Raw genomic sequence first — 25,071 nt, 5'->3', positions numbered from 1 at the left:
TATACTTTTATATATGTGAAAAGTAAAATAATAAATTGGTTGATATTTCTAATTGTTTACAATGTAGCTTATTATTAAAACTGTTTATTTGTTGTGGTTTTTATTGGTTTTATCTGTATGAGTTATGATTTTAAAGTGTAATATTAACGTTATAAATCACAAAAATAATTTGCTTGAGTAAATATAAGAAAGATCAAGCATATGTTGAACAATTTAAGACTTAAGAATCATTTAAAAATATTATTTCCTTTTTGTATGTCTGCCATGGTAGTTCCAGTAACTTGGGCACAAGGGATTGTATTAAATAATCAAAGTTTGCGAACTGATTTAAACTGGCTCAATCAGCAAGGTGTTATTCAAATTAGCACATCAACCTGGCCTATGAGTGGCGTTGAAATTCAGCGCGCGATTTCGCAAGCTAAGGTTACTCAGGAGAGTCAACAGCAAGTGATTGATTCGGTGCTGGCGGCTCTCAATGCAGATAATGATATGCTGAAAGCAAGTTTTTATGCAGAATCAGATTCAAAAAATATTCCACAGGAATTTGCTGATAAACAAAAATCACAATATCAAGCTGCTTTGGAATTTAATGCAGGTGGCGAAAACTGGGATGCCAAAATCCGGGTCAATGCAGAAAAAGATCCAAAAATTGACAATGGTCAAAATGTCAATGTTGAAGGCTCATATCTTGCAGGAAAGTTATGGAACCAATGGTTGATTGCGGGACAGATTCCAACTTATTGGGGGCCTGGACATGATGGCAGTTTGATTCGTGGTGATGCTAGTCGTCCAGTTTATGGATTTACTGCGCAACGTGCAGAGCAAAAAGCATTTGCAAGCAAATGGCTTTCCTGGATTGGGCCTTGGCAATATCAAGCTTTTGCAGGCCAGTTAGATGAATATGCTGCTGTACCAGATACCCGCTTATTGGGTTTGCGTTTAACAGCACAACCATTGCCTTATTTGGAATTGGGTGTATCCCGGATTTTGCAATGGGGTGGTGAAGGGCGTTCAGAAAGTTGGGATTCTTTGTGGAATGCAATTAAGGGGAATGATAATTTTTATAACAGTGAGGATGACAAATCCAATCAGCTTGCTGGGATTGATGTACGCTTCAATTTACAATCTCTATTTAATATACCTGTAAGCGTGTATGGACAATATGTAGGGGAGGACGAAGCTGGTTTGTTACCTTCCAGAAAAATGTATCTTGCAGGGACCGACTATTCTTCAAGTTTCAGAAATATGCCATTTCAACTCTATACCGAGTGGGCAGATACCCGTACCAATGGTGATAGCCGAGGCATTTCATATAATCATCATATTTATACTGATGGTCATTACCAGCATGGTTTTCCCTTAGGGCATGCGATGGGAGGAGATGGTCAAATGATCTCGGTAGGTGGCAATATTCGATTTGATCCTTTGAATCGTTTGAGTACGCGTGTATTGTTTGCAAAGGTCAATGATTCCAACCGAGCAACAAACCAGACTTTCCCGGGAAAAGATGAAATCAGAGCTTTAGACCTGACCTGGTCACATTATTTACGTCCCGATATTCCCTTGAAATTAAATGGCTGGATCAGTGATTCAGATGTAAATGGTCAAAATGGCGGGGCATCTATTGGGGTTGAATTCCCTCTCGACAAAACGTTGTTCAGAAATTAAGTTTCATTGTAAAAAATCTCACTGCGGTGAGATTTTTTATTTCGGATTTATTTTGGATATATATAAATTCAGGCAAAAAAATACGCAATGATTGGGGTGATCATTGCGTAGAACAACGAATCTGTTTGCACAGTTTCGGTTAAGGAGAATGTTAGAACTAGGGGTAGCTCTAAGCATTTAGTAAATCTTAAAATGAATGGTGAGTCATTTCATGATGCTTTCAGTTACGTTGTGTTAATTAAAGTTAATAACTAATGGTTAGTGTGATTGAGTACTCACTATTTGAGTGTAAAATATACAGCATAAAAAAGCCCCGCTTCGAAAGCAGGGCTGGTTCAAATTAAGTAGAATTTAGAAATGGAAAACACCCAAACCTGATTTAATTTCATCCAGTGTTTGTTGGGTAATCACACGGCATTTGTCTGTACCGGTTTTTAAGATATCCATGATGTAATCTGGATCTTTTTGTAATTCCATACGACGTTCACGGATAGGACCAATCAATTCTTTTAGAATGCCTTCCAGGCGTTTTTTCACCGTACCATCGCCCAAACCACCACGACGATAATGGGCTTTTAACTCTTCCAGCTCTTCTTTGTTGGTGTCGAATGCATCTAGATAAGTAAAGACCACGTTGCCTTCAACCTGGCCCGGATCTTCAATGCGCAGGTGATTTGGATCGGTATACATCGCATTTACAGCTTTTTTGATGTCTTTATCAGAGGCATCTAGCACAATGGTATTGCCCAAAGATTTTGACATTTTTGCTTTACCATCGAAACCAGGTAGGCGGCCGACATTTGAAAGTAAAGCTTTACATTCAGGTAAAATCTCATGACCAATTTGACGGTTCAGACGACGCACGATTTCGTTGGTCTGTTCAATCATTGGAATCTGGTCTTCGCCTACTGGCACGACAGTCGCTTTGAATGCAGTAATGTCAGCGGCTTGTGCCACAGGGTAGCATAGGAAACCAGCCGGAATGTCACGCTCAAAGCCACGCATCTGGATTTCAGATTTAATGGTTGGGTTGCGTTCCAGACGAGACACGGTGACAAAGTTTAAATACAACATGGTGAGTTCATTCAATGCCGGCAGGCATGATTGAACACAGATAGTGGTTTTAGTTGGATCAATGCCCACTGCCAAATAGTCTGTTGCCACTTCAATAATATTGCGACGTACTTTTTCAAAGTTATCTGCGTTATCGGTTAAAGCTTGAGCATCGGCAAGGAGTAGATGTTGATGGTGAGAATCCTGTAAACCTACGCGTGAACGTAAAGAACCCACAAAATGACCTAAATGAAGTTGTCCGGTTGGGCGGTCGCCAGTCAAAATAACAGGACGATTGTCTTGATTACTCATTATCTCTCTATTCCAAAGTAGCTTGCACTACATTTATATACTGATGATTTGCCATATTGTACGGCATAATGTTTTTGAATGGCAGGCACTATAAAAACAGAAAATTGAAAAAATACGAAGAATTTAATGATCTTGATACAGTTTTTTTCAGTATTTGTATTTAATATAGGAAATACAAATACTCAGGATAAAAACAATGGCGAGTAGCTTATTAATATTATTGGATGATATTGCCACAGTTTTAGATGACGTTGCTGTCATGAGTAAAATGGCAGCAAAAAAAACTGCTGGAGTGTTGGGGGATGACTTAGCATTAAACGCCCAACAAGTGAGCGGTGTGCGTTCGGAGCGTGAAATTCCTGTGGTTTGGGGGGTGGCAAAAGGTTCATTCGTTAATAAGCTGATTTTGGTGCCTTTGGCTTTGCTGATTAGCGTGGTAGCACCGTGGTTAATCAATCCCTTACTGATGATAGGCGGTTTATTTTTATGTTATGAAGGTGTGGAAAAAGTTCTGCACAGTTTGCAGCATAAAAAAGCCAAGACTGAAGAAGCAGCTGAAGCAGAATTCAATGCGATTGAAACTGATTTGGCAAAGTTCGAGAAAGAAAAAATTAAGGGTGCAATTCGTACCGACTTTATCCTGTCCGCTGAAATTGTGGTGATTTCATTGGGTACAGTGGCAACCGCTACTTTTGCTAGCAAAGTCATGGTGCTTTCAATTATTGCCATAGTCATGACGGTAGGGGTGTATGGCTTTGTGGCCATGATTGTCAAAATTGACGATCTGGGTTTATACCTTACCGAGCAAGCTTCAAATCTGAAACAAAGTATTGGACGTGGTTTGCTGGCTTTTGCACCAAAGCTGATGAAAACCCTGACTATTGTTGGAACAATTGCCATGTTTTTGGTCGGTGGCGGAATCATTACTCATGCGGTTCCATTATTCCATCATATTACTGAAGATTCTGTGGATCACGTCCAGCATATTCCAACAGTGGGGAATATTATTGGTGCGCTGACTCCCACTTTAATTAATCTGGGCATTGGTTTTGTTGCCGGTTTACTGGTTTTGCTGGTGATCTCGATGATTCAAAAGTTTAGGTCTAAGTCGAAGCAGGCATAATCAGGAAAGCCCTCAAAATAAGCTAATAGCGAAAACTATAAGGAATATCACTATGCGTTGGAAAGGACGTCGTGTAAGTACAAATGTAGAGGATCGCCGCGGCGGCGGTGGAGCTAAGGCTGGTGGCATCAGTATTCTAGGGCTTGTAGTGGCTTTTGTAGCTTGGAAGTTTTTTGGCGTAGACCCGCAGCAGGCTTATCAGGCAACCAAACAGGTGACTTCTCAATCCCAATCGGCTGAAACCAAGGGATTAGATAATCCTACTCCGGAACAGCAGGAAGCCATGGATTTTGTAGGTACGGTTTTAGCCGACACAGAAGACACCTGGTCACAAGTATTTCAGCAGCAATTAAATGCACAATATGTAGCACCCAAGTTGGTTATGTTTAGTGGAATGGTGAATTCAGGTTGTGGTACAGCTCAATCAGCCATGGGACCTTTTTACTGCCCGACTGATCAAAAAGTCTATATCGATACGGCTTTCTTTAAGGATATGAAAGAGCAGATGGGTATTTCAGGTGAGCAAAACTCGACTGAATTGTCGCGTCAGGATCAGGCAGGTGATTTTGCTCAAGCTTATGTGGTGGCACATGAAGTCGGTCATCATGTACAAACACTATTAGGTATTTCTGAACAAGTACAAAAAGCCCGTGCTCAAAGCAGTGAAGTACAAGGTAATCAGTTATCAGTACGTCAGGAATTACAGGCTGACTGTTTTGCCGGTATCTGGGCGCATCATAATCAGCAACGTACTCAGTTCCTGGAACAGGGGGATATTGAGGAAGCCATGGATGCAGCGCATAAAATTGGCGATGACTATTTACAGAAGCGCTCAACTGGGCAGGTAGTCCCGGATAGTTTTACCCACGGTAGTAGTCAGCAAAGGATGAAATGGTTTCAAATTGGTTTGAAATCTGGAAATATCAATGACTGTGATACTTTTAATCAAGCGATTTAAAATCAATGAAATATGAAAAAGAGGATGTTCAATCCTCTTTTTTTATTTGCTTGTTTAACGATGAATAAACTTTTTAAAGTTACGCAGTATTCGAATCGAGACATATAGCGCTGCCAGAGCAAAAAGCAGGATGCTGAAAATGTGATATTTTAAGCTGTCGATGTCAGCCTGATAAAATTGCTGAATTTGCTGTTTGGAATAGAACCATTGTTGCTGTTTTTGAGTGCGGCTATCTTGGTAACTGATCTGCTGTATATATTGGTTCTGGCCAACTTTCAACAAGTCTAGTTGCTTGATTTGGCGGGTATGCTGCTGATTGTATTCATCTGTGCAGATATCTTTTAGGTAGTGTTCACAAGGCAGCTCAGCAATATATCCGTTTTGGGCAATCACAATGTAAATGGTCTGATCTGGTGATTGATTATTTGACACTAAAACCAGTTGCTCTTGGGACGTAGATTTAAGTGAGATTTGCTTGGCTTGTTGGAACAGTTGATCAGCCTGGAAAATTTCCTTACTTTTTGAAAAGACACTCAACCATAAAGCCAGAGTAATCAGAAAAATAACCAGTGCAAAAAAAAGTCGAAATAGGGTTTTAACTGTTTGATGCATGATTTAATTCAACTTTATGTAGAAATAAAAGAAAGCGTAGGTACACTAAGATAGAAATGCAGGGCTATGTTAAATCATTGCTAAAAATATGTAAAAAAACTTAACTATTTTGTTTGATGATAAAAAAATCGTTAAACTAATTCGATTAATAAATGTTATTTAATTAAATATTTACTTGGAAATGGTTGGCTACGTTCGCTTTATTCCAATGAATTGCTCAAGTTGGAACTTTAATGGGAAATTTCTTTTTTCTTCAAGTCTTTACTGTCATTTTTGCACTTTCGATAGCAACGACGATTTTTAATAAACGGATCTTGGGTTTCCCTCAAGCGATTGGTGTGCCTATTGTTTCGGCCATTTTTGTCTTTATTTTACAGTGGGGCGCGAGCTTACTTAGTGGTAACCAGTTTATCACCATCAATATTCACAATATTGAAGAAGCAGTTCGTCATATTGATTTTTATGACTTTTTAATTAATGGCGTGATTTGTTTTATCCTGACCTCTTCCGCTTTAAAATTTAAAGTCTCAGATTTAAAAAGTCACTGGAAGCCCATTAGTATCTTGGCCAGTATTGCGCTAGTGCTCTGTGCGGTGTTTTTTGGGGTGACACTGTATGGTTATCAGTTCCTGACTGGCAAGCATGTCGATTTACTGGTGCTGTTACTGTTAGGTGCTGCGCTGGGTGCAACTGACCCGATTGGGATTAAAGGTGTGCTCAGTTCGGTACGTGCGCCGCATCATCTGATCGTCAAACTTGAAGGCGAATCATTGTTTAATGATGCCATGTGTATCGCTGTGTTCATGACCTTATTGTATGTATTGCAGGGTGAGCACTTTACCATTATTGGAACGCTGGAAACCTTACTTTACGAGATTGTTGTAGCCATTATTATTGGATGGGGTTTTGGTCTGGGAATTTTAAGATTACTTCGTGGCAAACATGAAATGGAATCTTTAATTCTCACCACGGCACTGCTGGCTTGTGGTTCTTATCTGGTGGCATTATTTGCACATGCTTCAGCACCTATTGCCTGCGTGATTGGCGGCTTGGTCGTGGGTAACAAATGGAAAGAAATCTTACAGGAACGTGAAATTCGTGAAGTAAACCACTTTTGGCATACCGTTGAAGGCATCATCAATTCCTTCTTGTTTACCTTGATTGGACTGGAACTGTTTATTCTAGATTTGAGCATTAGCCTGATTCTGGGCGGTATTGTCGCGTTCTTTATTCTGCACGCTTCACGCTTTGCAGCAAACTATTTGTCATTTGCTTTTTTCCCCAGCTTTCGACACAAAAGCTATAACGGCAGTTTGGCTATTCTTTCCTGGGGTGGCGTGCGTGGTGGTATCTCGCTCGCTTTGATTCTTGCGGTAGCGAATATTCCTGAACTGAGTGAATACAGCAGTATTTTGATTGGATATACTTTTATTGCGGTATTAATGTCCGGCTTGGTTTGTGGCTTGGGTTTACCCGCCGTGATGAATGCCTTTTATTACAATCCGAATGAAGAAACGGAAGGTTTTAAGGGCTGGTATCAACGTATGTGCCACAAAATGAATAAGAAAGGCTTTCAGTATATTGTCGGTGAAGATGCCAACGGGAATGAAACCATTACGGTATATAACCCGGATGCCTTGATTGATGAAAAAGCTGAAGATGGTGTGGCTGTGATGCATAATCCAGAAAAAGTTCAGGTGGTGAAACGTCTGGAAAGTCCGGATAACTTTTAATTTTCAATTAATTCTCAAACCCTTATAAAAAGCCCTCAACGGGCTTTTTTAATGTAAGAAGATCAAGAGGTGTTCATACTCAACCTCTCAGTTTAGAATTTTAGTTGTTTTAAGATAGGATTTTAAAGTGGTTACAATCCAGTCGAGTTGATGGAATAGCAATATCGATAGATTTGTTAAATGAACAGGATGATTGGTTGAAATCGTATTTTCCAAGGGAAGCAGTACATTTCAATCTACTACTGAAAGGATGATGTATGCCTCAGAATGCTTCTAGCGATGAATTGGCGCGTCAAATTCTGCAAGTCGTGGCTCTAATTCCTTATGGAAAAGTCGCTAGCTATGGTCAGATTGCCAAGATGGCAGGTTTGCCCAAACATGCACGTTTAGTGGGTTATGTACTAAAGCATCTGGATCAGGCAAGTGAAATTCCCTGGCATCGGGTGATTAATTCACAAGGAAAAATTAGCCTAAGTAAATTAGATGGACAGGGTGAAAATATTCAGCGCACAAAATTGCTAGCAGAAGGGGTGATGGTGATTGGAGATAAAATCAATTTAAAACAGTATCAATGGATGAATGGCGGATAAAAATAGAAAATTTAATCAATAAGATATTTCCCACCTTGAAACAAGATGGGAAATTCAGAAGGAATATTATTCGCGGACAATCAGTACTGGAATATGAGATTCTCCCAGTACACTTTGCGCCACGCTACCCAAGAATAATTTTTTCAAACCTGTACGGCCATGTGAACCAATAATGATCAGATCGGCGTGCATGTCTTCAGCAGCTTTTACAATTTCACGATGAATCACTTGTCCTTCAAGAAGTTTAGTTTCAACTGCAAGGCCTTGTTCATTGAATTTTGCTTTTGCTGCATCAAGCGATTCAATAATTGCAGTACGTGCGCGTTCAATCAAGTCATTGGTTTGATTCGCAGAAATGTATTCTGCTGCAATATATGGATCAAGCGCCAAGACCTGAACCACTGTCACTTTACTGCCAAATGCTTTAGCAAACTCAGTTGCTTTTGCGACCGCTGCATAAGCTGTTTCTGAACCGTCAACAGGGACTAAAATATTCTGATAAGCCATGTGTATTTCTCCTTATAATCATTGCTAAAACGTATACATTAAGACTATGATTTTTTGTTCAATAAAACCGTTTGAAATTTGATACTAACTGTATTTTTAATAAAATAAAACCTAGTAATTTCATATGGATAATTGGCACCATAAGAAATTATTTATAATTTAATCTAACATGAATTTGTTTAAGAATTGGCAGGTTTAAAACTAAAGTCTGATGAAATTGTAAGCGGATTTTTTATTTGCAACCATGTTTAAAAATAGATGTGAACGGCTCTTTAAAATTGTCATATCATATAAGTGGTAACTTATTAATAATGAAATAGAAATGACTGAAAAAAATCAATTGAATTGGCAGCGTGATCTTTGGGATTGGAAACGTCTAGGGGGAGAAACTTAATGGATTGGTGAGTTATTTATAGGATAGCCCAGTTGGTTAGGATGCTTCACTCATAATATAGGGGTTACAAGTTTAAGTCTTGTCATAGCCACCATATTCTGAAAACCCACTCTGATTGAGTAGTTTTTTATGCCTCAATTTTGAGGTGCACTTGGAGGAAGAACTGAAACACTTTACAATCGCTCAAATAAAATCATGATAAGAATATGAATAATGATGCAAAAATTAATTCTACAACTATTTATTATATTTATTACTTTTCCTGTCTGCGCTGCCGATTCAATACAATCATTGACTTTTCAAAAAGAAGATATTTCTGCAACTGAACTCAGGAAAATTTGCCAACAATTAAAATCTGAATGTCATGAGGCGAATGCCAGACTCTGGTCAGTCAAAATTGCAAATCAGACATATTATTATTTGATTGATGACAAATTGCGAATCACCCAGCTTTTAAAACAGAGTGGGCTATATAGAATTATGGAGCATTGGGATTTAGCCGAGTATCAGCCGGTATTTGCAATTCAGGAGGATCATAAGCCGATAACTTATCTTCATCCTGCACTTTACCCTTTAAATAAGCATAATTATGCCGTTGCCTTGGTTTATGGTGGGATTTCAAACTCTCTGGGTGATGATAGTGGTGAGCAGAATGTGGATTTTATTCAATTACTTCCAAAAGGAAAAACAAAGCTAGTCTTTGAACATCTACCTTTCTACGAGTACCAGAATCGACTCTCCTGCTACCGAGATATGAAAGACGAAAAGAATAATTATTGTGAAGATCAGACGGCAACCATACTTAAGATCAGCTATAGGGATATAGGATTGGCTTATTATGAATGGCGTTTAAGTTATTTAAATATAAACTGGCTTAAAAATAATAAAATCGATGAATATAAACAGTGGAGCTTGACGCTAATCCCTTTTATTCAAGAGCATTAAAGGAATGCAGTAGCGATGAAATATCCTCCGTCTGCAACTGCTCACGCATTGTTAAACTACTTTTCATCTCATATTTTGAGAGGAGTATTTGATCAAGTCTAATGCAGTAATTCAAAGGTGAATTTAGTATTCAATATTGACTTGAATTCTGTCTTTATAAATTCCAGCAGGAGTGGTTGCTTTAATAGCATCTACAATAGCGACCGTTACTACATAATGGTTGTTGCTGTTATTTACTTGCATAACCGAGGTATTCCAAGGAATGTTCCAATCACTACGCGCTGACATTTTAGTTTTAATTTTATGCTGTTGATCGCTTAAATAGCCTATACCCTCATTAGAAGCAGGATTTGCATTGCTGAATCTCACATTGTATGGGGATTGGCAATTAATGTTAAAAGCAAAATTAGCAGTACTAAACTGCTGTGCAGAGAACACTAAATTCTGGGAGGTAAACGATGAAAGGCTACATCCCTGTGCGTACAGTGCCATACTGCTGAAACCAAGCAGTATAGATATCGTAAGATATTGAATTATTTTTTTCATGTTTTCCCTTTATCTGCAGGTGGCTGGAATCAGCGTATTGTTATTGTTAAAAGCAGCAGTCAAATAGCTAAACGTGCAGTGCTGTTCTGGGCCAGTTTTGACCGTAAACGTGTATTGCGTAGACTCTTTTAATCCGTATATTGTGACTATACCTTGCGAACCGACTGGCACTGAATGATCAGGATTTTGAGCATAGCTGATCATACTACCTGCGGGGATTGCAGCACCTTGAAAGTCTGTTAATTTAAAGCTGAGATCAAATGAGCGAATGATTGGAAGGTCTACTACATAGCCTCGCAAATCGTAAGGTACAAGATTTCTATTTAAAATTGGTGTTTCATATTCAATCGGAAGCTGATTCTGATCATAAGAAATATCATGATTTGCATAGGCAATTAAGCGGTGTACAAATAATTCACCTTTTTTGTTGGTTTTACCTACGAATTCATTATTTTTATAAATATCAATATTTTCCTGATTTGAAAGTCTAACCAATGCAAATGGATACTCAATAGATTTGGTCAAGCCTATACTGTGATCGAGGAAAACGAATGCACCCTGGAAATCTGCTTGCGCTTGGTAGGCATCTTGGTTGTTGGAATAACGCAAGTTTAAGTCGCCAAAAGATTTTTTTAATGTCGTATCTGTATTGAAAATAGTGCTTTCATGATTTTTTCCAACACTAGCGCTGTAATCGAAACCCGTCAGGGCTAGATCTGTTTTATTAATGGCTGCATATAGAGCACTGTTATTTTTGCTGAGATAAGCTGAATGCTTATTGTCGAACTGATATGAAAAGGCCAGATCAAAGAGCAGTTTATCTTTACTTTGATTTTCATAGCTCAAGCCATAGTTAAAATATAATGAAGAAAAAAGTGCTTTACCACCTCTGAGGGAAAATATTCTTTTATCACTCAAGTTACTTTTTTTATATTGTGACTGTTCAACATAGTTAAAAGTTAAATGCCCAATGAAAGGAATCTGATTCAGGCCGGCATAAAGCAAGTGATCAAATTTAGGCAAATTTTGTGAATCGTCCATGCCCATCGTTTTAAAGTGTTCAGAGTTATATTCTGTGTTGAAACCCAAATTAAAATAGGACGCATTTTTTGAAATGCCCAGATTGAACTTTTGTCCATTCGCAGAATTGGCATGGCTGTATGCTGCGCCAAGCGTAATCATTCCTAAATGAGGGACATATTGGCTGGAGAATGCACCGAAATTTTGCAGATCCTTAAGATAGTTGGCGCTAAAGCCTAGGTTAAGCGTATCGGTTAACCCCGTGCGAAAGTAAACACTGGTAAAATAATCACGATAGTCATTGCTGTCTTCATCAAAATTATAACGTAGCCGTCCTGCCGAAATATTGTAGTCTTGCAGACCTTTGCGTAACAGTTGATCCGTTACGCTTAAATCAAAATCCTGTACGGTTTTATTGCCAAGCACATCTTCAATGATCATTTGCCCTTTGCCATCGCCATTGAATAATGCACCACTTTGAATGTTGAATTCACCAGGATTGACTTTGGTGCTGTAGTTTTTTATGCCATTAATATATAAATCTACCGTAGACGGGGTCAGGGCGCTGCCGACAATAGAAGGAATATTCCAATAAACGAAGCCGGGGCGTTGCATAAATGAAGTGCCATACTGCAGTCCTGCAAAATAAACCCCTCTACTGACAGGGCTTGAAGGTGAAATGCTGTCACCAATCTGCAGTGTGGTGAGGTGGTTGGGCTGCTCCAAACTAAATTGAGTGAATAAACGTGTGAATTGATCTTGTGTTTCGTTTGCCTTATTGCTGTGATGCAATAGGGTAGAGTTTTTAAATAAAAGATTATCTTTGAACAGGCTTAGATCGTTTTTTAAACCGAATTCATTGTAGCTCTGCTGCTGGGATATTTTTTTGTATAGCGCATCATAATTGAGATATCCACCAAATGGCGCACTGGCAGCAGCTAGATTTGGGTGATTATTTTTTTGTTCAGAATTTTGCATGAATGATGGTGGAACGTGCATCTGCAAGCTTTGCTGAGCATCATTAAATTCGGCCGTAATTGGGGCGGTATTCAACATACAATAGGATTGGCCGGCAACGGTGACTTTAGTTAATGCTTGTAGATCAAGAAAGGTGTTAGCCAAGTCTTGGCATGCGGTTAACCATTGCTGATCTTTTTTTATGATCAGAAGATCCGTTTTTTGATCGATTTGATTAATGTACAGCGTGGCCATAAATTCTTCATGTGCTGTTTCAGCCTGCGTATAGCAAGGCATGACAGCCATTGATAGGCAAATGACAAGTTGTTTCTTCATGGGGGTGCTTTACTTGTGTATTGGCAACAGTAAAGGCTTATCAATTTGATCAATTTTGATCTGTGCTTTAATGTTTTGGTCAGCATCGCTCTTTCGAAGATTTAAGATCATTTCTTGATTTGCCAGAATATATTTCAGTTGAGGAAAGGATTCAGAGGTAGCTCCTTCCTTATTGATTAGATCAATACCCATAATTTTGATGTGATATGCATTTAAGTTTCTAATTTTTAATGTGGCAGTTTTTTCATCTAAAATGGCTTCGAGGTTTGGTGAAGTCGTATTTGGCTTTTCTGCCGCAAATAGCGGTATGCTGAAGTTAACGTTAATGCCAATTCCTGTGTTTTCCAGAGGCGATTCAATTTCTTGAAAAAGCAGACGCCAACTTTGTTCTTGTTTTAAGTCCATTTCACTTAATTTTTGTCTGAAACCGATGCGTACACTGCGTTGATCACCTTTGTTCAATTGAATTGTTCTTGGATTGATAACAATATCGCTGGCTGGCTCTAGCTGGTCTTCTCCTAATTGATTCTGCGTCCATTTATAGGGAGTGACTTCATAAATATGGCTGACGCCATCTTCAGCATTTTCCAGTAAAATAGATGTACTGCGAGTTTCATTTTTAGCATTTATTTCTAAAATTACAGGGCTGATGGTAATATTGGCAAAACTTGAATTTATATAAAATATTGAGAATAAAAATATAGATATATTTTTCATTTTTAACTTCATTTTATAGCCTGTAATTTTATTGATTTTTTATATTCACATTTTTAATTTATGATCAGAATGAGTTAAAAGGCTTTATATAAAGCCTTTTAACTTTTACATTATTTTAATAAGTCACTGTAATGCGGTATTGATCCGTATATGTACCAGCTGTTGTTATTGCTGTAATTGCATTTTTCAGCCCAGCAGAAAGGGTAAATGTATCAACACTACTGCCTGCAAAGCTTGTAGCTGGATTCATGATGCCGATATTAGAGTTGTTTGGCCCTTTAGTACCAATCAAAGTCGGCAAAGATAAGTTGCCATTTTTCACATGTGTACTCCAGTCTGCTGTGCTGTAGTTGTCCGCTTTTGTGCCAATGCTGTAGCCAGTATTGCAAGTCACGCTATAGTTTGTAGACGCTGTTGCCCCTGTTGTTGGAATGAGAAGCTTGGTTGTTGGAGTCGCAATCGTGCATTTTTTTGGAATGGTTAAGCTGAGCTCAATGCTTGCAGTTGCTGTATCCGCTTGAGCAGATCCACATACCCCAATTGCCAGTAATACTAATGCTAATTTATTAATTTTCATTTTTAACCTTTTTCGTTTTGTTTCTTTTAAGTAGATAAATAATTTTATCTGCGCTGAATTTTATTGATCCAATAAAAAAAGTCTATCACTAAAAATAGGTATATTGATTGTGTGAAATAATTGATTTTTATTAGAAATTAACTGTTTATTTTTGGTGGCTTTGGGGAGTGGTATCGTGTTGTATTAGGCATAATGCCAGTTTTAAGAATTAAATATTACTATATATTTATATAAAAAATGCTGTTTATCTGTCATTTAATTCCCTATTTTTTAATCTTATTTAAATAGAGATTTTATGTCACCCGTCTGAAACTGTTCACGCATTTTTAAAAATTCCTTTTCATCTAAGTCATAAATTTTAAGAGAAAGCAGTTTTTCTATATCATCCGCAGGAAAACGGTATTTAATAATTTTTGCAGGCACACCGCCTACAATGGCATAAGGTGGCACATCTTTAGTCACTACAGAACCTGTTGCGACTACAGCACCTTCACCTAACTTCACACCCTGCATAATCATGGCGCGTGAGCCAATCCAGCAGCCATCACCAATGACTGTATCGCCAGCAGGCACAAAACTGCGTGTATCGAACGGAAAGGCTGAAATCCAGTCGGTACGATGCAATTGATTGCCACCCATCATAATCACGCATTCCGCGCCAAAACAGACGAAATTGCCGATATACAGTTGATCAATGGGTTTCTCTGGAGTCGCAGGCTTGTCATGCAGATAACGCACAACACAACGCTCGAAGCCTTGATCCCAATAGGCTGAGTAGTAAGAATAATTCCCCTTAATATGAATATTCGGATTCTTCACTGTTTTCGAAATGAACTCGAACTCGCACCAGTGATTCACAGGGGAATTGATTAACTTTTCAGACATGGTTGCAGCGTGTAGGAAAGGGATGGGGGATTATATCGCAGTTCAGCTCCTCTTTGGAAAAGAGGGGGTTGGGGAGATGTAAACTACAAATAGATGACTGTGAAAAAAGGTATTTAGACGGGGATGTTTATGATTGATCTACTTAAATAAGTTCCAAAGCGCCATGAAAATGCCTTTGACACTATTGGGAAAGACAAATCCCCAAACTGCAAAAAATAAAGTACAGTACAGCACAATTCTAAAAGGATTGATTTGAGTATGGCTTGAGACATCCCAAAATGTCATCAGAACAAAGCCTAAACAAAAGCCCGAAATGGCATACACAAATGCATGAATAAGTCGATTTTCCATCTTATTTTTATCCAATTTTTTATAAAGTATAACATTGCGGGCATAAAAAACCCCTCATTTGAGGGGTTTGTATAGCGAATATCTCTAACGCTTAGATGTATTCAACTTTCACAATTTCGTATTCCACTTCGCCTTGTGGAGTCACGATTTTCGCTTCGTCACCTTCATTTTTACCTAAAAGGCCGCGAGCAATCGGAGAGTTCACAGAGATCTTGTTGATCTTAAAGTCTGCTTCGTCATCGCCAACAATTTTATAAGTCTTTTGCTCTTCAGTATCTAAGTTTTCAATAGTTACTGTTACACCAAAAACCACACGACCGTTTTGTTCAAGTGTTTTAACATCAATCACTTGCATTGCACCAAGTTTACCTTCGATGTCCTGAATACGGCCTTCGCAGAAACCTTGCTGTTCACGGGCAGCGTGGTATTCCGCGTTTTCTTTCAAATCCCCATGTTCGCGCGCTTCTGCAATTGCAGCAGTGATGCGCGGACGATCAATACTTTTTAATTGATGTAATTCTTTCTCTAAGGCTTCTTTGCCTTCAGGAGTCATAGGATAACGTTGCATTGTTGTCCCTCATAATTTGGTATTTAAAAAAATACTGGTTTAAAAAAGAAAAAAAGCCCGCCACCGATAAGGTGACGGGACTTATCGGTAACTTAATTAACCTTTGGTAAGGTCTTGCAGGCGGTATACATCCATTGGCAATTTGATTGCTAAAGCTTGGCATACAGCATCAGCACCGTTCAAGGTAGTGGTGTAATACACTTTGCCTTGAAGCGCAGAGCGACGGATCGAGAATGAATCTTCTTGAGCCTGTTTGCCTTCGGTTGTATTGATAATGAGGTGAACTTCGCCATTTTTCAAGCGGTCCACGATATTAGGACGGCCTTCAGTGACTTTATTCACACGTTCACATTCAATACCCGCTTCTTTAATTACATCATAAGTACCGCCAGTCGCAAGTACTTTGAAGCCAAGATCTGTTAACTGTTTCGCAATACCAACAGCACGTGGCTTGTCAGAATGACGAACAGATAAGAATGCATGTTTTACTTCGCCTTCAGTTGGTAGACCTGGTAAACGATCGTTAGAGCCTAACACAGCTTTATAGAACGCTTCACCAAATGTTTTACCAACACCCATTACTTCGCCTGTAGATTTCATTTCAGGGCCAAGGATCGGGTCAACACCAGGGAACTTGTTGAATGGGAACACTGCTTCTTTTACAGAGAAGTGTTCAGGAATAATCTCTTTGGTAAAGCCTTGCGACTCAAGAGATTGACCTGCCATACAACGTGCAGCCACTTTCGCTAGAGATTCACCGATACATTTAGATACGAATGGAACAGTACGTGATGCACGTGGGTTCACTTCTAGAATGTATACGTCAGTACCTTTCACTGCAAACTGAACGTTCATCAAACCAATTACACCAAGCTCTTTCGCCATCGCAATCGTTTGACGGCGCATTTCGTCCTGTACTTCTTGAGATAAAGAGTAAGGCGGAATAGAACATGCTGAGTCACCTGAGTGAATACCTGCTTGTTCGATATGCTGCATGATACCGCCAATCACAACGTCTTTACCGTCAGATACGCAGTCCACGTCAACTTCGATGGCATCATCAAGGAAGTGGTCAAGTAATACTGGCGCTTCGTTAGATGCTTGAACCGCATCACGTAGATAGCGTTTCAATTCGTCATCGTTGTACACGATTTCCATTGCACGGCCACCAAGTACGTAAGAAGGACGTACCACAAGTGGGTAGCCAACTTTCGCTGCTTCAGCCATACCTTCTTCAGCAGATTTTACAATGCTGTTGTTTGGTTGACGAAGTTGTAGACGTTGAATCATTTGTTGGAAACGTTCACGGTCTTCTGCACGGTCAATCGCGTCAGGAGATGTACCGATAATTGGCGCACCCGCTTCTTCTAAAGCACGAGCCAATTTAAGCGGAGTTTGACCGCCGTACTGAACGATAATACCTTTTGGTTTCTCAATACGTACGATTTCAAGCACATCTTCCAAAGTGATTGGTTCGAAGTACAAGCGATCTGATGTGTCGTAATCCGTTGAAACAGTTTCAGGGTTACAGTTCACCATGATGGTTTCATAACCGTCATCACGCATTGCAAGGGCAGCGTGTACACAGCAGTAATCGAATTCGATACCTTGACCAATACGGTTAGGACCGCCACCGATCACCATAATCTTATCTTTATCAGACGGATTCGCTTCACATTCTTCATCGTAAGTTGAGTACATGTAAGCTGTATCAGATTCGAATTCTGCAGCACATGTATCCACACGTTTGTAAACTGGGGTTACGCCCAAGTTCCAACGGTGTTTACGGAATTGTTTTTGTGAAATACCCATCAAGTCCGCAATGCGAAGATCAGATAAACCTTTGCGTTTGAATGAACGGATATTGTCCGCGTTCAAATCACCAAAACCTAAAGTTTTGATTTGGTTTTCAGTTTTGATCATGTCTTCGATTTGAATCAAGAACCAACGGTCAATTTTGGTTGCTTCAAATACTTCATCAAGTGTGAAACCGTGACGGAATGCATCACCCACGTACCAGATACGCTCTGGACCTGGAACTTTAAGTTCAACAAGAATTTTTTCACGCGCGCCTTCAGTGCCTACAGCGATTTTTTCATCAAAACCGCATGCGCCCACTTCAAGACCACGAAGCGCTTTAGATACAGACTCTTGGAAGTTACGGCCAATTGCCATTACTTCACCCACAGATTTCATCTGAGTTGTAAGCGTTGCGTCAGCTTGTGGGAATTTCTCGAAGTTGAAACGAGGAATCTTCGTTACAACATAGTCAATCGCAGGTTCGAACGATGCAGGAGTTGTACCGCCAGTGATGTCGTTTTTCAATTCATCAAGGGTATAACCTACAGCCAATTTCGCAGCGATTTTCGCAATTGGGAAACCAGTTGCTTTAGATGCAAGTGCAGATGAGCGAGAAACACGTGGGTTCATCTCGATCACAACCATACGGCCGTCTTTCGGGTTGATACCGAACTGAACGTTAGAACCGCCAGTTTCAACACCAATTTCACGAAGTACAGCTAAAGATGCATTACGTAGAAGTTGGAATTCTTTGTCTGTAAGCGTTTGCGCAGGGGCAACAGTGATTGAGTCACCAGTGTGCACGCCCATTGGGTCAAAGTTTTCGATTGTACATACAATGATACAGTTGTCGTTTTTGTCACGAACAACTTCCATTTCGTATTCTTTCCAACCAATTAGAGATTCATCGATCAATAATTGTTTAGTTGGAGAAAGATCGAAACCACGTTCACAAATTTCAATGAATTCTTCACGGTTGTAAGCGATACCACCACCTGAACCACCCATTGTAAATGATGGACGGATAATGACAGGGAAGCCGAAACGTGCTTGAATTTCAAGTGCGTGTTCCATGCTTTCTGCAACGTCAGCGCGAGGGCATTCCAAACCGATTTTGCGCATTGCGATATCGAAAAGTTTACGGTCTTCCGCTTTTTCGATTGCTTCTTTAGTCGCGCCAATCAATTCAACATTGTATTTTTCTAAAATACCGTTGGCATCAAGTGCAAGTGCACAGTTCAATGCTGTTTGACCACCCATTGTCGGAAGAACTGCGTCTGGGCGTTCTTTCTCAATGATTGCAGCTACAGTTTGCCAAGTAATCGGCTCGATGTAAGTTGCATCTGCCATAGCAGGGTCAGTCATAATGGTTGCTGGGTTAGAGTTCACCAAAATAACACGGTAGCCTTCTTCACGAAGGGCTTTACAAGCTTGAGCACCTGAGTAGTCAAACTCACATGCTTGACCGATCACAATCGGACCAGCACCAATAATTAAGATGCTTTTAATGTCTGTACGTTTAGCCATGATGCTTCCTTAATTACTTCTTAGATGCTTCGATAAGTTCGATGAAATGATCGAACAATGGTGCGCAGTCATGTGGACCAGGGCTTGCTTCTGGATGACCTTGGAAACTGAACGCAGGTTTGTCTGTACGGTGAATCCCTTGTAGGGTTTGGTCGAACAGTGATTTGTGCGTAGCTTTCAAGTTTGCAGGTAATGTTTCTGCATCTACTGCGAAGCCATGGTTTTGCGAAGTAATCATCACAATACCAGTTTCCATGTTTTGAACAGGGTGGTTGGCACCGTGGTGGCCGTGAGGCATTTTCACAGTTTTTGCACCTGAAGCAAGTGCAAGAATTTGGTGACCCAAGCAAATACCAAATACTGGTACGTTGCGAGCATCTTCTACAATTGTTTTTACAGCTTCAATTGCGTAGTCACATGCAGCTGGATCGCCGGGGCCGTTCGATAAGAACACGCCATCTGGATTCAACGCAAGTACGTCAGCAGCAGGAGTTTGCGCAGGCACAACAGTCAATTTACAACCGCGGTCTGCGAGCATACGTAAGATGTTGGTTTTGACACCGTAATCGTATGCAACAACATGGAATTTAGCTTCAGGTTGTGAGAAACCTTCACCAAGTTTCCAAGAACCTTCAGTCCATTCAAAACCTTCAGGATCACAGCATTCTTTTGCAAGGTCTAAACCATTTAAACCACCAAAAGCGCGTGCTTTAGCTAAAGCTTCTTCTTCTGTAATGTTTTCGCCAGCAAGGATACAACCATTTTGTGCACCTTTTGCTCGCAGAATACGCGTTAATTTACGTGTATCGATGTCTGCAATAGCAACAACATTGTGTTGTTCAAGGTAATCACCAAGTGATTGCTCAGCACGGAAGTTGCTATGCAATAAAGGTAGGTCACGAATGATCAATCCGTTAGCCCATACTTTATGAATTCGACCTGACTCAGCGTCTTCATCATTACAACCTGTGTTACCGATATGTGGGTAAGTTAGTGTCACAAGTTGTTGTGCATAACTAGGGTCAGTCAAAATTTCTTGATAGCCAGTCATTGCTGTATTAAAAACGACTTCACCAGTCGTGCTACCCGATGCGCCAATAGAAGTACCTTTAAAGATAGTTCCGTCGGCTAGGGCTAAAATTGCTGGGGTGCTCAAACCAAAGCTCCTGAAATTTAGGCTGTAAAAAAGCGAGAAGACGAAAAAAAAGGAAGGCTGCTTTAAAACCTACCCTCCCTTACATCTGCTCGCTTGAACTTAACACGGCATTATACGCAGAAAGCCCTTCAAAGTCCATTCTATTTACTGTGAATAAATAAGATAAATCCCTTGTGTTTTGTTCGGAAGTCTGTTTTGTGTCTATGTATGTAAAATGTAAGCAAATAAGAATTGTCTAACAAATCAAAAGTTAAATTTTATCAAATCGGCATAGTCTAATGGTTCTCATGAAATAACTATAGGAACAAGACCATGACTACAGAACAAAAAACAGTGAAGGCTAAAACGACCTTAAAAGAGGTAGTTGCAGAAGGTGCGGACAAGCTGGAACAGGCTTCTAAAGAAGCACAGCAAAAAGTAACAGAGGCTGTAACTGAGTCTACTGAACATGTGAAGGTTGAAGCGAAAGAGCTTCAAGCTAATGTACAGGAACAGGTTCAGACCCTGAAACAGGATCTGTTGCAACGTATTGATCAGATTAAAAAACAGTTAAATTTATCTTCGAAAGATTTAAGCGAGTTAAAGGAGTTTGTGAAAACTGAATTTAACGCTGTTCTGGAAGATTTATCCAAACTGGGCAAAGAACTGAAAGAAGACGTGAGCCAGATTTCAGTCAAACATAAAGACCATTTGGCAGAAACCCTGAAACGCTCGAAAGAGCATACTTTGGATGTGTGGAAAAAAGTATCGGTTAAGCCGGAAGATAAACCAACCCTAAAAAGCTGATCCTGAGTTTGCTTAGATCAAGATTAAAAGCATAAAAAAGTGAGGGACTGTCCTCACTTTTTTATTGCTGCCTGATTGCTGAAATAGTTTAGCAATGCACTAGAACTGATGCAGCCAATCACGCTTGTTATGAAAATCTGCATGTGGGCTGCTGTGTTGCATCGCATAGAAATGTTCACCCTGCGAGGTCTTTAAGACAGCGCTAAGGCCCAGGAACAGATCTGACCATTGCAATTTATGCTTAAGCATAAACTCGGTTAAATCCAGACTGACATTGATGCCGTAATGGGTGCGTTTGAGCTGATTCAGTTCAATGTCATGCGCAGCTTGCGGCGGCATATCTTCCGGATAGCGATATTCCTCAAACTGATAGATTTGCCATGCCTGAGAAGGGGAGAGATTGATTTCACGATAGAAATCTTCACCTTTCACCCCCAGAAAAATTTCAAAACAGGTCTGTTCCCATAAGAAATCTTGACGCGGGTGATCCGGTAGCATCTCAGGCCATTGCAACAGCTGATTGGGATCGCGCAGCCAATAGCCCACATTTAAGGTATATGGACTTTGTTGTTCAATCGCAGCAACCAAAGAGATTGATTGAAAGCGGCGGTCAAAAGCGCTAAGTTCGTAACTGGCCATACAGCTTAGTTAGACAAGTGTGCGTGACGTACAAGGTTAGACAGTTTTGGATTCTGTTTTGCTGCTTTTTTATAAATCAGCGCAATTTTACCAATTTTTTGCACAACTTCAGCGCCAGTTTGAGCTGAAAGGTCTTCAATTAAAGATGCGCGTTCTTCACGATCTTCAGCCACAATTTTCACTTTAATCAATTCGTGATCGTTTAAAGCGCGGTTTAATTCTTCGACTACAGCTTCAGTCAAACCTTTATCGCCAAGCATAACCACCGGGTTTAATGCATGACCAATTTGACGTAAACGTTTGCGTTCCTGAATTGATAAAGCTGCCATAAAAGATAACCTAATTTTAAAAACGGCTTAGTATAACAAATGCCAACTTTAAACGCTGTATATTCTGTTGAAATAATCAATTTAGATCAGTCGAAATAATCAATTCAGATAATTGGAAAAAACATCACCAAAGATCGGATTTAGATACAGATGTATACTGCAAGCGATATATTTTTAACGTACAATCATGAATTAGAAGTTTTTTATTATTTAGAGAGTTATGGCGACCCGCATTACTAACCAAAAATTATCGAAAAGTAGTCGAGAGTGGATGCGAGAACACTTGGACGATCCTTTTGTCAAAAAAGCCCAAAAGGAAGGTTACCGTGCCCGTGCTGCTTATAAGCTTCTTGAAATTCAAGAGAAATATAAAATTATTAAACCGGGCATGACGGTAGTTGACCTGGGTGCTGCACCTGGAAGCTGGTCACAAATTGCCGGGAAACTGGTCGGTAGTAAGGGTTTGGTGATTGCATCGGATATTTTGTCCATGGATGCCTTGCCAGATGTCACATTCCTGCAAGGCGACTTCCGTGAGGAAGAAGTTTTTGAAAAATTGTTAAATATTTTAAACGGGCGCACTGTAGACGTTGTAATTTCGGATATGGCCCCCAATACATCAGGTAATAGGGCTGTAGATCAACCTCGTCAAATTTACCTGTGTGAACTGGCTTTGGATTTTGCCAATAAGGTTTTAGGACCTAAAGGTCAGTTTGTAGTCAAGGTTTTCCAGGGCACCGGATTTGACGAATTCCGTAAACAGGTCGTAGATAGCTTTGATGTATTGAAGACAGCAAAACCTGCTGCTTCACGTGCCCGTTCTAAAGAAGTATTTTTGATCGGACAAGGGCGTAAGAAGGCTTCTAAGTAAAGTTTACTTGCCAAGATGTTAAAAATTGTGCATTTTGTACATTTTTAAAATATTGCAAAGCTGATCTTCAGCTTAAATTAAGGTCACCCATTTTGGGCATGATCAAATTAGATTGATATGGGAATAAAGCTTTGAGCGATCTCTTCAAGAATGCCGTATTGTGGCTGGTTATACTGGGTGTGCTGATTCTGATTTTCAGCAACATCAGTGACCGCAATCAACCGACTGCAATGAATTATTCAGAGTTTGTTTCAGCGGTGAATGCTGGTCAAATTAAGCAAGTCACTATTGATGGCGAAAGAATTCGTGGTGAAAAAACCAACGGTTCAGAGTTTGAAAGTATTCGTCCTGCGGTTCAAGACCCGGAACTTATGCCAAGCCTTATCAAACATAATGTTGTGGTAGAAGGTACTGCACCTCAACGTCAAGGTTTGTTGATGCAACTTCTTATCGCTAGCTTCCCGGTACTTTTAATCATTTTGTTATTCATGTTCTTTATGCGCAACATGGGTGGTGGTGCAGGTGGCAAAAGCGGTCCAATGAGTTTTGGTAAATCCAAAGCGAAAATGCTCTCTGAAGACCAGATTAAAGTGACATTTACCGATGTCGCGGGTTGTGACGAAGCTAAACAAGAAGTTGTTGAAATTGTTGATTTCTTAAAAGATCCATCAAAATTTAAACGTCTGGGTGCAAGTATTCCTAAAGGCGTGTTGATGGTAGGTCCTCCAGGTACCGGTAAAACTTTGCTGGCTAAAGCGATTGCGGGCGAAGCCAAAGTTCCATTCTTTAGTATCTCTGGTTCTGACTTTGTAGAAATGTTTGTCGGTGTTGGTGCATCCCGTGTCCGTGACATGTTTGAACAGGCAAAACGTCATGCGCCATGTATCATCTTTATTGATGAGATTGATGCCGTGGGTCGCCATCGTGGTTCGGGTACAGGTGGTGGTCATGATGAACGTGAACAAACATTAAACCAGATGCTGGTAGAAATGGATGGTTTTGAAGGCAATGAAGGCATTATTGTCATTGCTGCAACTAACCGTGCCGATGTACTGGATAAAGCCTTGCTTCGTCCAGGTCGTTTTGACCGTCAAGTGATGGTCGGTCTGCCAGATATCAAAGGTCGTGAACAGATTCTGAACGTGCATTTGAAAAAATTGCCTTCGCACACTGGTGTGGATGTGAAAATCCTAGCGCGTGGTACACCAGGTTTCTCTGGTGCGCAATTGGCGAATCTTGTCAACGAAGCCGCGCTATTTGCTGCCCGTCGTAACAAGAACACTGTCGATATGCATGACTTTGAAGATGCCAAAGACAAGATCTACATGGGGCCTGAACGCAAATCGATGGTGATTCGTGAAGAAGAGCGTCGTGCGACGGCTTATCATGAAGCGGGTCATGCGATTGTGGCGGAAATCTTGCCTGGTACCGATCCTGTGCATAAAGTCACTATCATGCCACGTGGCTGGGCTTTAGGTGTGACCTGGCAGTTGCCTGAACATGACCAAACCAGCCATTACAAAGACAAGATGCTGAACGAAATTTCAATTTTGTTTGGTGGTCGTATTGCAGAAGAAGTCTTCATTAACCAAATGTCGACCGGCGCTTCAAATGACTTTGAACGTGCAACCAAAATGGCACGTGCCATGGTGACCAAGTACGGTATGTCTGACAAAATGGGCGTCATGGTTTACGAAGATGAAAACCAAAACGGTTTCTTTGGTAATGTCGGTAGCCGTACCATTTCAGAAGCGACTCAACAACAGGTAGATGCTGAAGTTCGCCGCATTCTGGATGAACAATATAAAGTTGCTCGTCATATCTTGGAAAATAACAAAGATATCGCGCATGCGATGGTGAAAGCCTTGATGGAATGGGAAACCATTGATCGTGACCAGATCCGTGACATCATGGAAGGTCGTGAACCACAGCCACCTAAAGTTTATGTTGCAGAAAATCCGGTGATTGATGTAACACCAACAGATGGTCCGGCAACACCGCCGCCATTACCAGCAAGCTAAGCTGGATGGTTAGAAAAAAGAGTCTCAAAGGAGGCTCTTTTTTTATGGATGAATCTGAAAAGATTTCAGACTGCAAAACCACAGAATTGC

Annotated in this window: 22 protein-coding genes; 9 read left to right on the top strand and 13 right to left on the bottom strand. The window is 40.2% G+C overall.

All coding sequences use genetic code 11. The features are described 5' to 3' along the window. Positions 1-255: 255 nt before the first annotated feature. Positions 256-1,668, top strand: coding sequence for a capsule assembly Wzi family protein (locus FB6_RS09155; RefSeq protein ID WP_174559705.1), 1,413 nt, complete (start codon positions 256-258; stop codon positions 1,666-1,668). Positions 1,669-2,019: 351 nt separating this feature from the next. On the opposite strand, the gene trpS is transcribed toward FB6_RS09155, so the two are convergent. Beyond that, on the bottom strand, positions 2,020-3,033 hold the full coding sequence (gene trpS / locus FB6_RS09150) for a tryptophan--tRNA ligase (RefSeq protein WP_174559704.1): 1,014 nt from the start codon (positions 3,031-3,033) through the stop codon (positions 2,020-2,022). 196 nt (positions 3,034-3,229) lie between these two features. Here trpS and FB6_RS09145 point away from each other — a divergent pair, with 196 nt between their 5' ends. Next, positions 3,230-4,156: a DUF808 domain-containing protein gene (locus tag FB6_RS09145; protein WP_174559703.1), complete on the top strand. Its 927-nt coding sequence runs from the start codon at positions 3,230-3,232 to the stop codon at positions 4,154-4,156. Between the two features lie 52 nt (positions 4,157-4,208). Continuing rightward, a complete protein-coding gene (gene ypfJ, locus FB6_RS09140; RefSeq protein WP_174559702.1) occupies positions 4,209-5,114 on the top strand; it encodes a KPN_02809 family neutral zinc metallopeptidase in 906 nt (301 codons plus the stop codon). 54 nt (positions 5,115-5,168) lie between these two features. Here ypfJ and FB6_RS09135 read toward each other — a convergent pair whose 3' ends face one another. After that, positions 5,169-5,726, bottom strand: a complete 558-nt coding sequence (locus FB6_RS09135) for a hypothetical protein (protein WP_174559701.1) — start codon at positions 5,724-5,726, stop codon at positions 5,169-5,171. A gap of 233 nt (positions 5,727-5,959) precedes the next feature. Here FB6_RS09135 and FB6_RS09130 point away from each other — a divergent pair, with 233 nt between their 5' ends. Beyond that, entirely contained in the window at positions 5,960-7,459 is a 1,500-nt protein-coding gene (locus FB6_RS09130) for a cation:proton antiporter (RefSeq protein ID WP_174559700.1), read from the top strand. A gap of 257 nt (positions 7,460-7,716) precedes the next feature. Then, a complete protein-coding gene (locus FB6_RS09125; RefSeq protein ID WP_174559699.1) occupies positions 7,717-8,049 on the top strand; it encodes an MGMT family protein in 333 nt (110 codons plus the stop codon). Between the two features lie 66 nt (positions 8,050-8,115). Here FB6_RS09125 and FB6_RS09120 read toward each other — a convergent pair whose 3' ends face one another. Next, positions 8,116-8,556: a universal stress protein gene (locus tag FB6_RS09120; RefSeq protein WP_174559698.1), complete on the bottom strand. Its 441-nt coding sequence runs from the start codon at positions 8,554-8,556 to the stop codon at positions 8,116-8,118. A 607-nt stretch (positions 8,557-9,163) separates the two neighbouring features. Between FB6_RS09120 and FB6_RS09115 the strand changes: the two genes are divergently transcribed. Then, the gene (locus FB6_RS09115; protein ID WP_254592220.1) at positions 9,164-9,895 is read left to right on the top strand and encodes a hypothetical protein; all 732 of its coding nucleotides are present in this window, start codon (positions 9,164-9,166) and stop codon (positions 9,893-9,895) included. Between the two features lie 123 nt (positions 9,896-10,018). On the opposite strand, the gene FB6_RS09110 is transcribed toward FB6_RS09115, so the two are convergent. The 8 genes from FB6_RS09110 to carA all read right to left on the bottom strand — a co-directional run bounded on the left by FB6_RS09110 (position 10,019) and on the right by carA (position 20,335). Next, positions 10,019-10,441, bottom strand: a complete 423-nt coding sequence (locus tag FB6_RS09110) for a hypothetical protein (protein WP_174559697.1) — start codon at positions 10,439-10,441, stop codon at positions 10,019-10,021. A gap of 9 nt (positions 10,442-10,450) precedes the next feature. Then, complete coding sequence (locus FB6_RS09105) at positions 10,451-12,754, bottom strand: fimbria/pilus outer membrane usher protein (RefSeq protein WP_174559696.1); 2,304 nt, start codon at positions 12,752-12,754, stop codon at positions 10,451-10,453. Positions 12,755-12,763: 9 nt separating this feature from the next. Then, positions 12,764-13,471 carry a fimbrial biogenesis chaperone gene (locus tag FB6_RS09100; protein ID WP_174559695.1) on the bottom strand — a complete coding sequence of 236 codons (708 nt, stop codon included), beginning with the start codon at positions 13,469-13,471 and terminating at the stop codon, positions 12,764-12,766. 115 nt (positions 13,472-13,586) lie between these two features. After that, complete coding sequence (locus tag FB6_RS09095; RefSeq protein ID WP_174559694.1) at positions 13,587-14,048, bottom strand: hypothetical protein; 462 nt, start codon at positions 14,046-14,048, stop codon at positions 13,587-13,589. Positions 14,049-14,324: 276 nt separating this feature from the next. Further along, positions 14,325-14,933 (bottom strand): CatB-related O-acetyltransferase, encoded by a 609-nt coding sequence (locus FB6_RS09090; RefSeq protein ID WP_174559693.1) that lies wholly within the window; start codon positions 14,931-14,933, stop codon positions 14,325-14,327. 442 nt (positions 14,934-15,375) lie between these two features. Then, a complete protein-coding gene (greA, locus tag FB6_RS09085) occupies positions 15,376-15,852 on the bottom strand; it encodes a transcription elongation factor GreA (RefSeq protein WP_174559692.1) in 477 nt (158 codons plus the stop codon). A 96-nt stretch (positions 15,853-15,948) separates the two neighbouring features. After that, a complete protein-coding gene (gene carB, locus FB6_RS09080) occupies positions 15,949-19,179 on the bottom strand; it encodes a carbamoyl-phosphate synthase large subunit (protein ID WP_174559691.1) in 3,231 nt (1,076 codons plus the stop codon). Between the two features lie 13 nt (positions 19,180-19,192). Beyond that, on the bottom strand, positions 19,193-20,335 hold the full coding sequence (carA, locus tag FB6_RS09075) for a glutamine-hydrolyzing carbamoyl-phosphate synthase small subunit (RefSeq protein WP_174559690.1): 1,143 nt from the start codon (positions 20,333-20,335) through the stop codon (positions 19,193-19,195). A gap of 312 nt (positions 20,336-20,647) precedes the next feature. Between carA and FB6_RS09070 the strand changes: the two genes are divergently transcribed. Beyond that, positions 20,648-21,121, top strand: coding sequence for a hypothetical protein (locus FB6_RS09070; RefSeq protein WP_174559689.1), 474 nt, complete (start codon positions 20,648-20,650; stop codon positions 21,119-21,121). A 99-nt stretch (positions 21,122-21,220) separates the two neighbouring features. Here the strand turns inward: FB6_RS09070 and FB6_RS09065 are convergent, their stop codons facing one another. Both FB6_RS09065 and yhbY read right to left on the bottom strand, forming a co-directional pair. Beyond that, positions 21,221-21,760: a DOMON-like domain-containing protein gene (locus FB6_RS09065; RefSeq protein WP_174559688.1), complete on the bottom strand. Its 540-nt coding sequence runs from the start codon at positions 21,758-21,760 to the stop codon at positions 21,221-21,223. A gap of 5 nt (positions 21,761-21,765) precedes the next feature. Then, positions 21,766-22,089: a ribosome assembly RNA-binding protein YhbY gene (yhbY, locus tag FB6_RS09060; RefSeq protein ID WP_174559687.1), complete on the bottom strand. Its 324-nt coding sequence runs from the start codon at positions 22,087-22,089 to the stop codon at positions 21,766-21,768. A 220-nt stretch (positions 22,090-22,309) separates the two neighbouring features. Here yhbY and rlmE point away from each other — a divergent pair, with 220 nt between their 5' ends. Further along, complete coding sequence (rlmE, locus tag FB6_RS09055) at positions 22,310-22,960, top strand: 23S rRNA (uridine(2552)-2'-O)-methyltransferase RlmE (RefSeq protein WP_174559686.1); 651 nt, start codon at positions 22,310-22,312, stop codon at positions 22,958-22,960. A gap of 131 nt (positions 22,961-23,091) precedes the next feature. Then, positions 23,092-24,981: an ATP-dependent zinc metalloprotease FtsH gene (gene ftsH / locus FB6_RS09050; protein WP_174559685.1), complete on the top strand. Its 1,890-nt coding sequence runs from the start codon at positions 23,092-23,094 to the stop codon at positions 24,979-24,981. Positions 24,982-25,071 lie beyond the last annotated feature (90 nt).

Source organism: Acinetobacter bouvetii, from assembly GCF_902753875.1.
Taxonomy (GTDB): domain Bacteria; phylum Pseudomonadota; class Gammaproteobacteria; order Pseudomonadales; family Moraxellaceae; genus Acinetobacter; species Acinetobacter bouvetii_A.
Note: the sequence above shows the minus strand (reverse complement) of the source record. Positions and strands in the feature narration are given on the sequence as shown.

Coding starts and splice junctions, on each gene's coding strand:
- FB6_RS09155 (WP_174559705.1), top strand. CDS start 256: ATGTCTGCCATGGTAGTTCCAGTAACTTGGGCACAAGGGATTGTATTA.
- trpS (WP_174559704.1), bottom strand. CDS start 3,033: ATGAGTAATCAAGACAATCGTCCTGTTATTTTGACTGGCGACCGCCCA.
- FB6_RS09145 (WP_174559703.1), top strand. CDS start 3,230: ATGGCGAGTAGCTTATTAATATTATTGGATGATATTGCCACAGTTTTA.
- ypfJ (WP_174559702.1), top strand. CDS start 4,209: ATGCGTTGGAAAGGACGTCGTGTAAGTACAAATGTAGAGGATCGCCGC.
- FB6_RS09135 (WP_174559701.1), bottom strand. CDS start 5,726: ATGCATCAAACAGTTAAAACCCTATTTCGACTTTTTTTTGCACTGGTT.
- FB6_RS09130 (WP_174559700.1), top strand. CDS start 5,960: ATGGGAAATTTCTTTTTTCTTCAAGTCTTTACTGTCATTTTTGCACTT.
- FB6_RS09125 (WP_174559699.1), top strand. CDS start 7,717: ATGCCTCAGAATGCTTCTAGCGATGAATTGGCGCGTCAAATTCTGCAA.
- FB6_RS09120 (WP_174559698.1), bottom strand. CDS start 8,556: ATGGCTTATCAGAATATTTTAGTCCCTGTTGACGGTTCAGAAACAGCT.
- FB6_RS09115 (WP_254592220.1), top strand. CDS start 9,164: ATGATGCAAAAATTAATTCTACAACTATTTATTATATTTATTACTTTT.
- FB6_RS09110 (WP_174559697.1), bottom strand. CDS start 10,441: ATGAAAAAAATAATTCAATATCTTACGATATCTATACTGCTTGGTTTC.
- FB6_RS09105 (WP_174559696.1), bottom strand. CDS start 12,754: ATGAAGAAACAACTTGTCATTTGCCTATCAATGGCTGTCATGCCTTGC.
- FB6_RS09100 (WP_174559695.1), bottom strand. CDS start 13,471: ATGAAAAATATATCTATATTTTTATTCTCAATATTTTATATAAATTCA.
- FB6_RS09095 (WP_174559694.1), bottom strand. CDS start 14,048: ATGAAAATTAATAAATTAGCATTAGTATTACTGGCAATTGGGGTATGT.
- FB6_RS09090 (WP_174559693.1), bottom strand. CDS start 14,933: ATGTCTGAAAAGTTAATCAATTCCCCTGTGAATCACTGGTGCGAGTTC.
- greA (WP_174559692.1), bottom strand. CDS start 15,852: ATGCAACGTTATCCTATGACTCCTGAAGGCAAAGAAGCCTTAGAGAAA.
- carB (WP_174559691.1), bottom strand. CDS start 19,179: ATGGCTAAACGTACAGACATTAAAAGCATCTTAATTATTGGTGCTGGT.
- FB6_RS09070 (WP_174559689.1), top strand. CDS start 20,648: ATGACTACAGAACAAAAAACAGTGAAGGCTAAAACGACCTTAAAAGAG.
- FB6_RS09065 (WP_174559688.1), bottom strand. CDS start 21,760: ATGGCCAGTTACGAACTTAGCGCTTTTGACCGCCGCTTTCAATCAATC.
- yhbY (WP_174559687.1), bottom strand. CDS start 22,089: ATGGCAGCTTTATCAATTCAGGAACGCAAACGTTTACGTCAAATTGGT.
- rlmE (WP_174559686.1), top strand. CDS start 22,310: ATGGCGACCCGCATTACTAACCAAAAATTATCGAAAAGTAGTCGAGAG.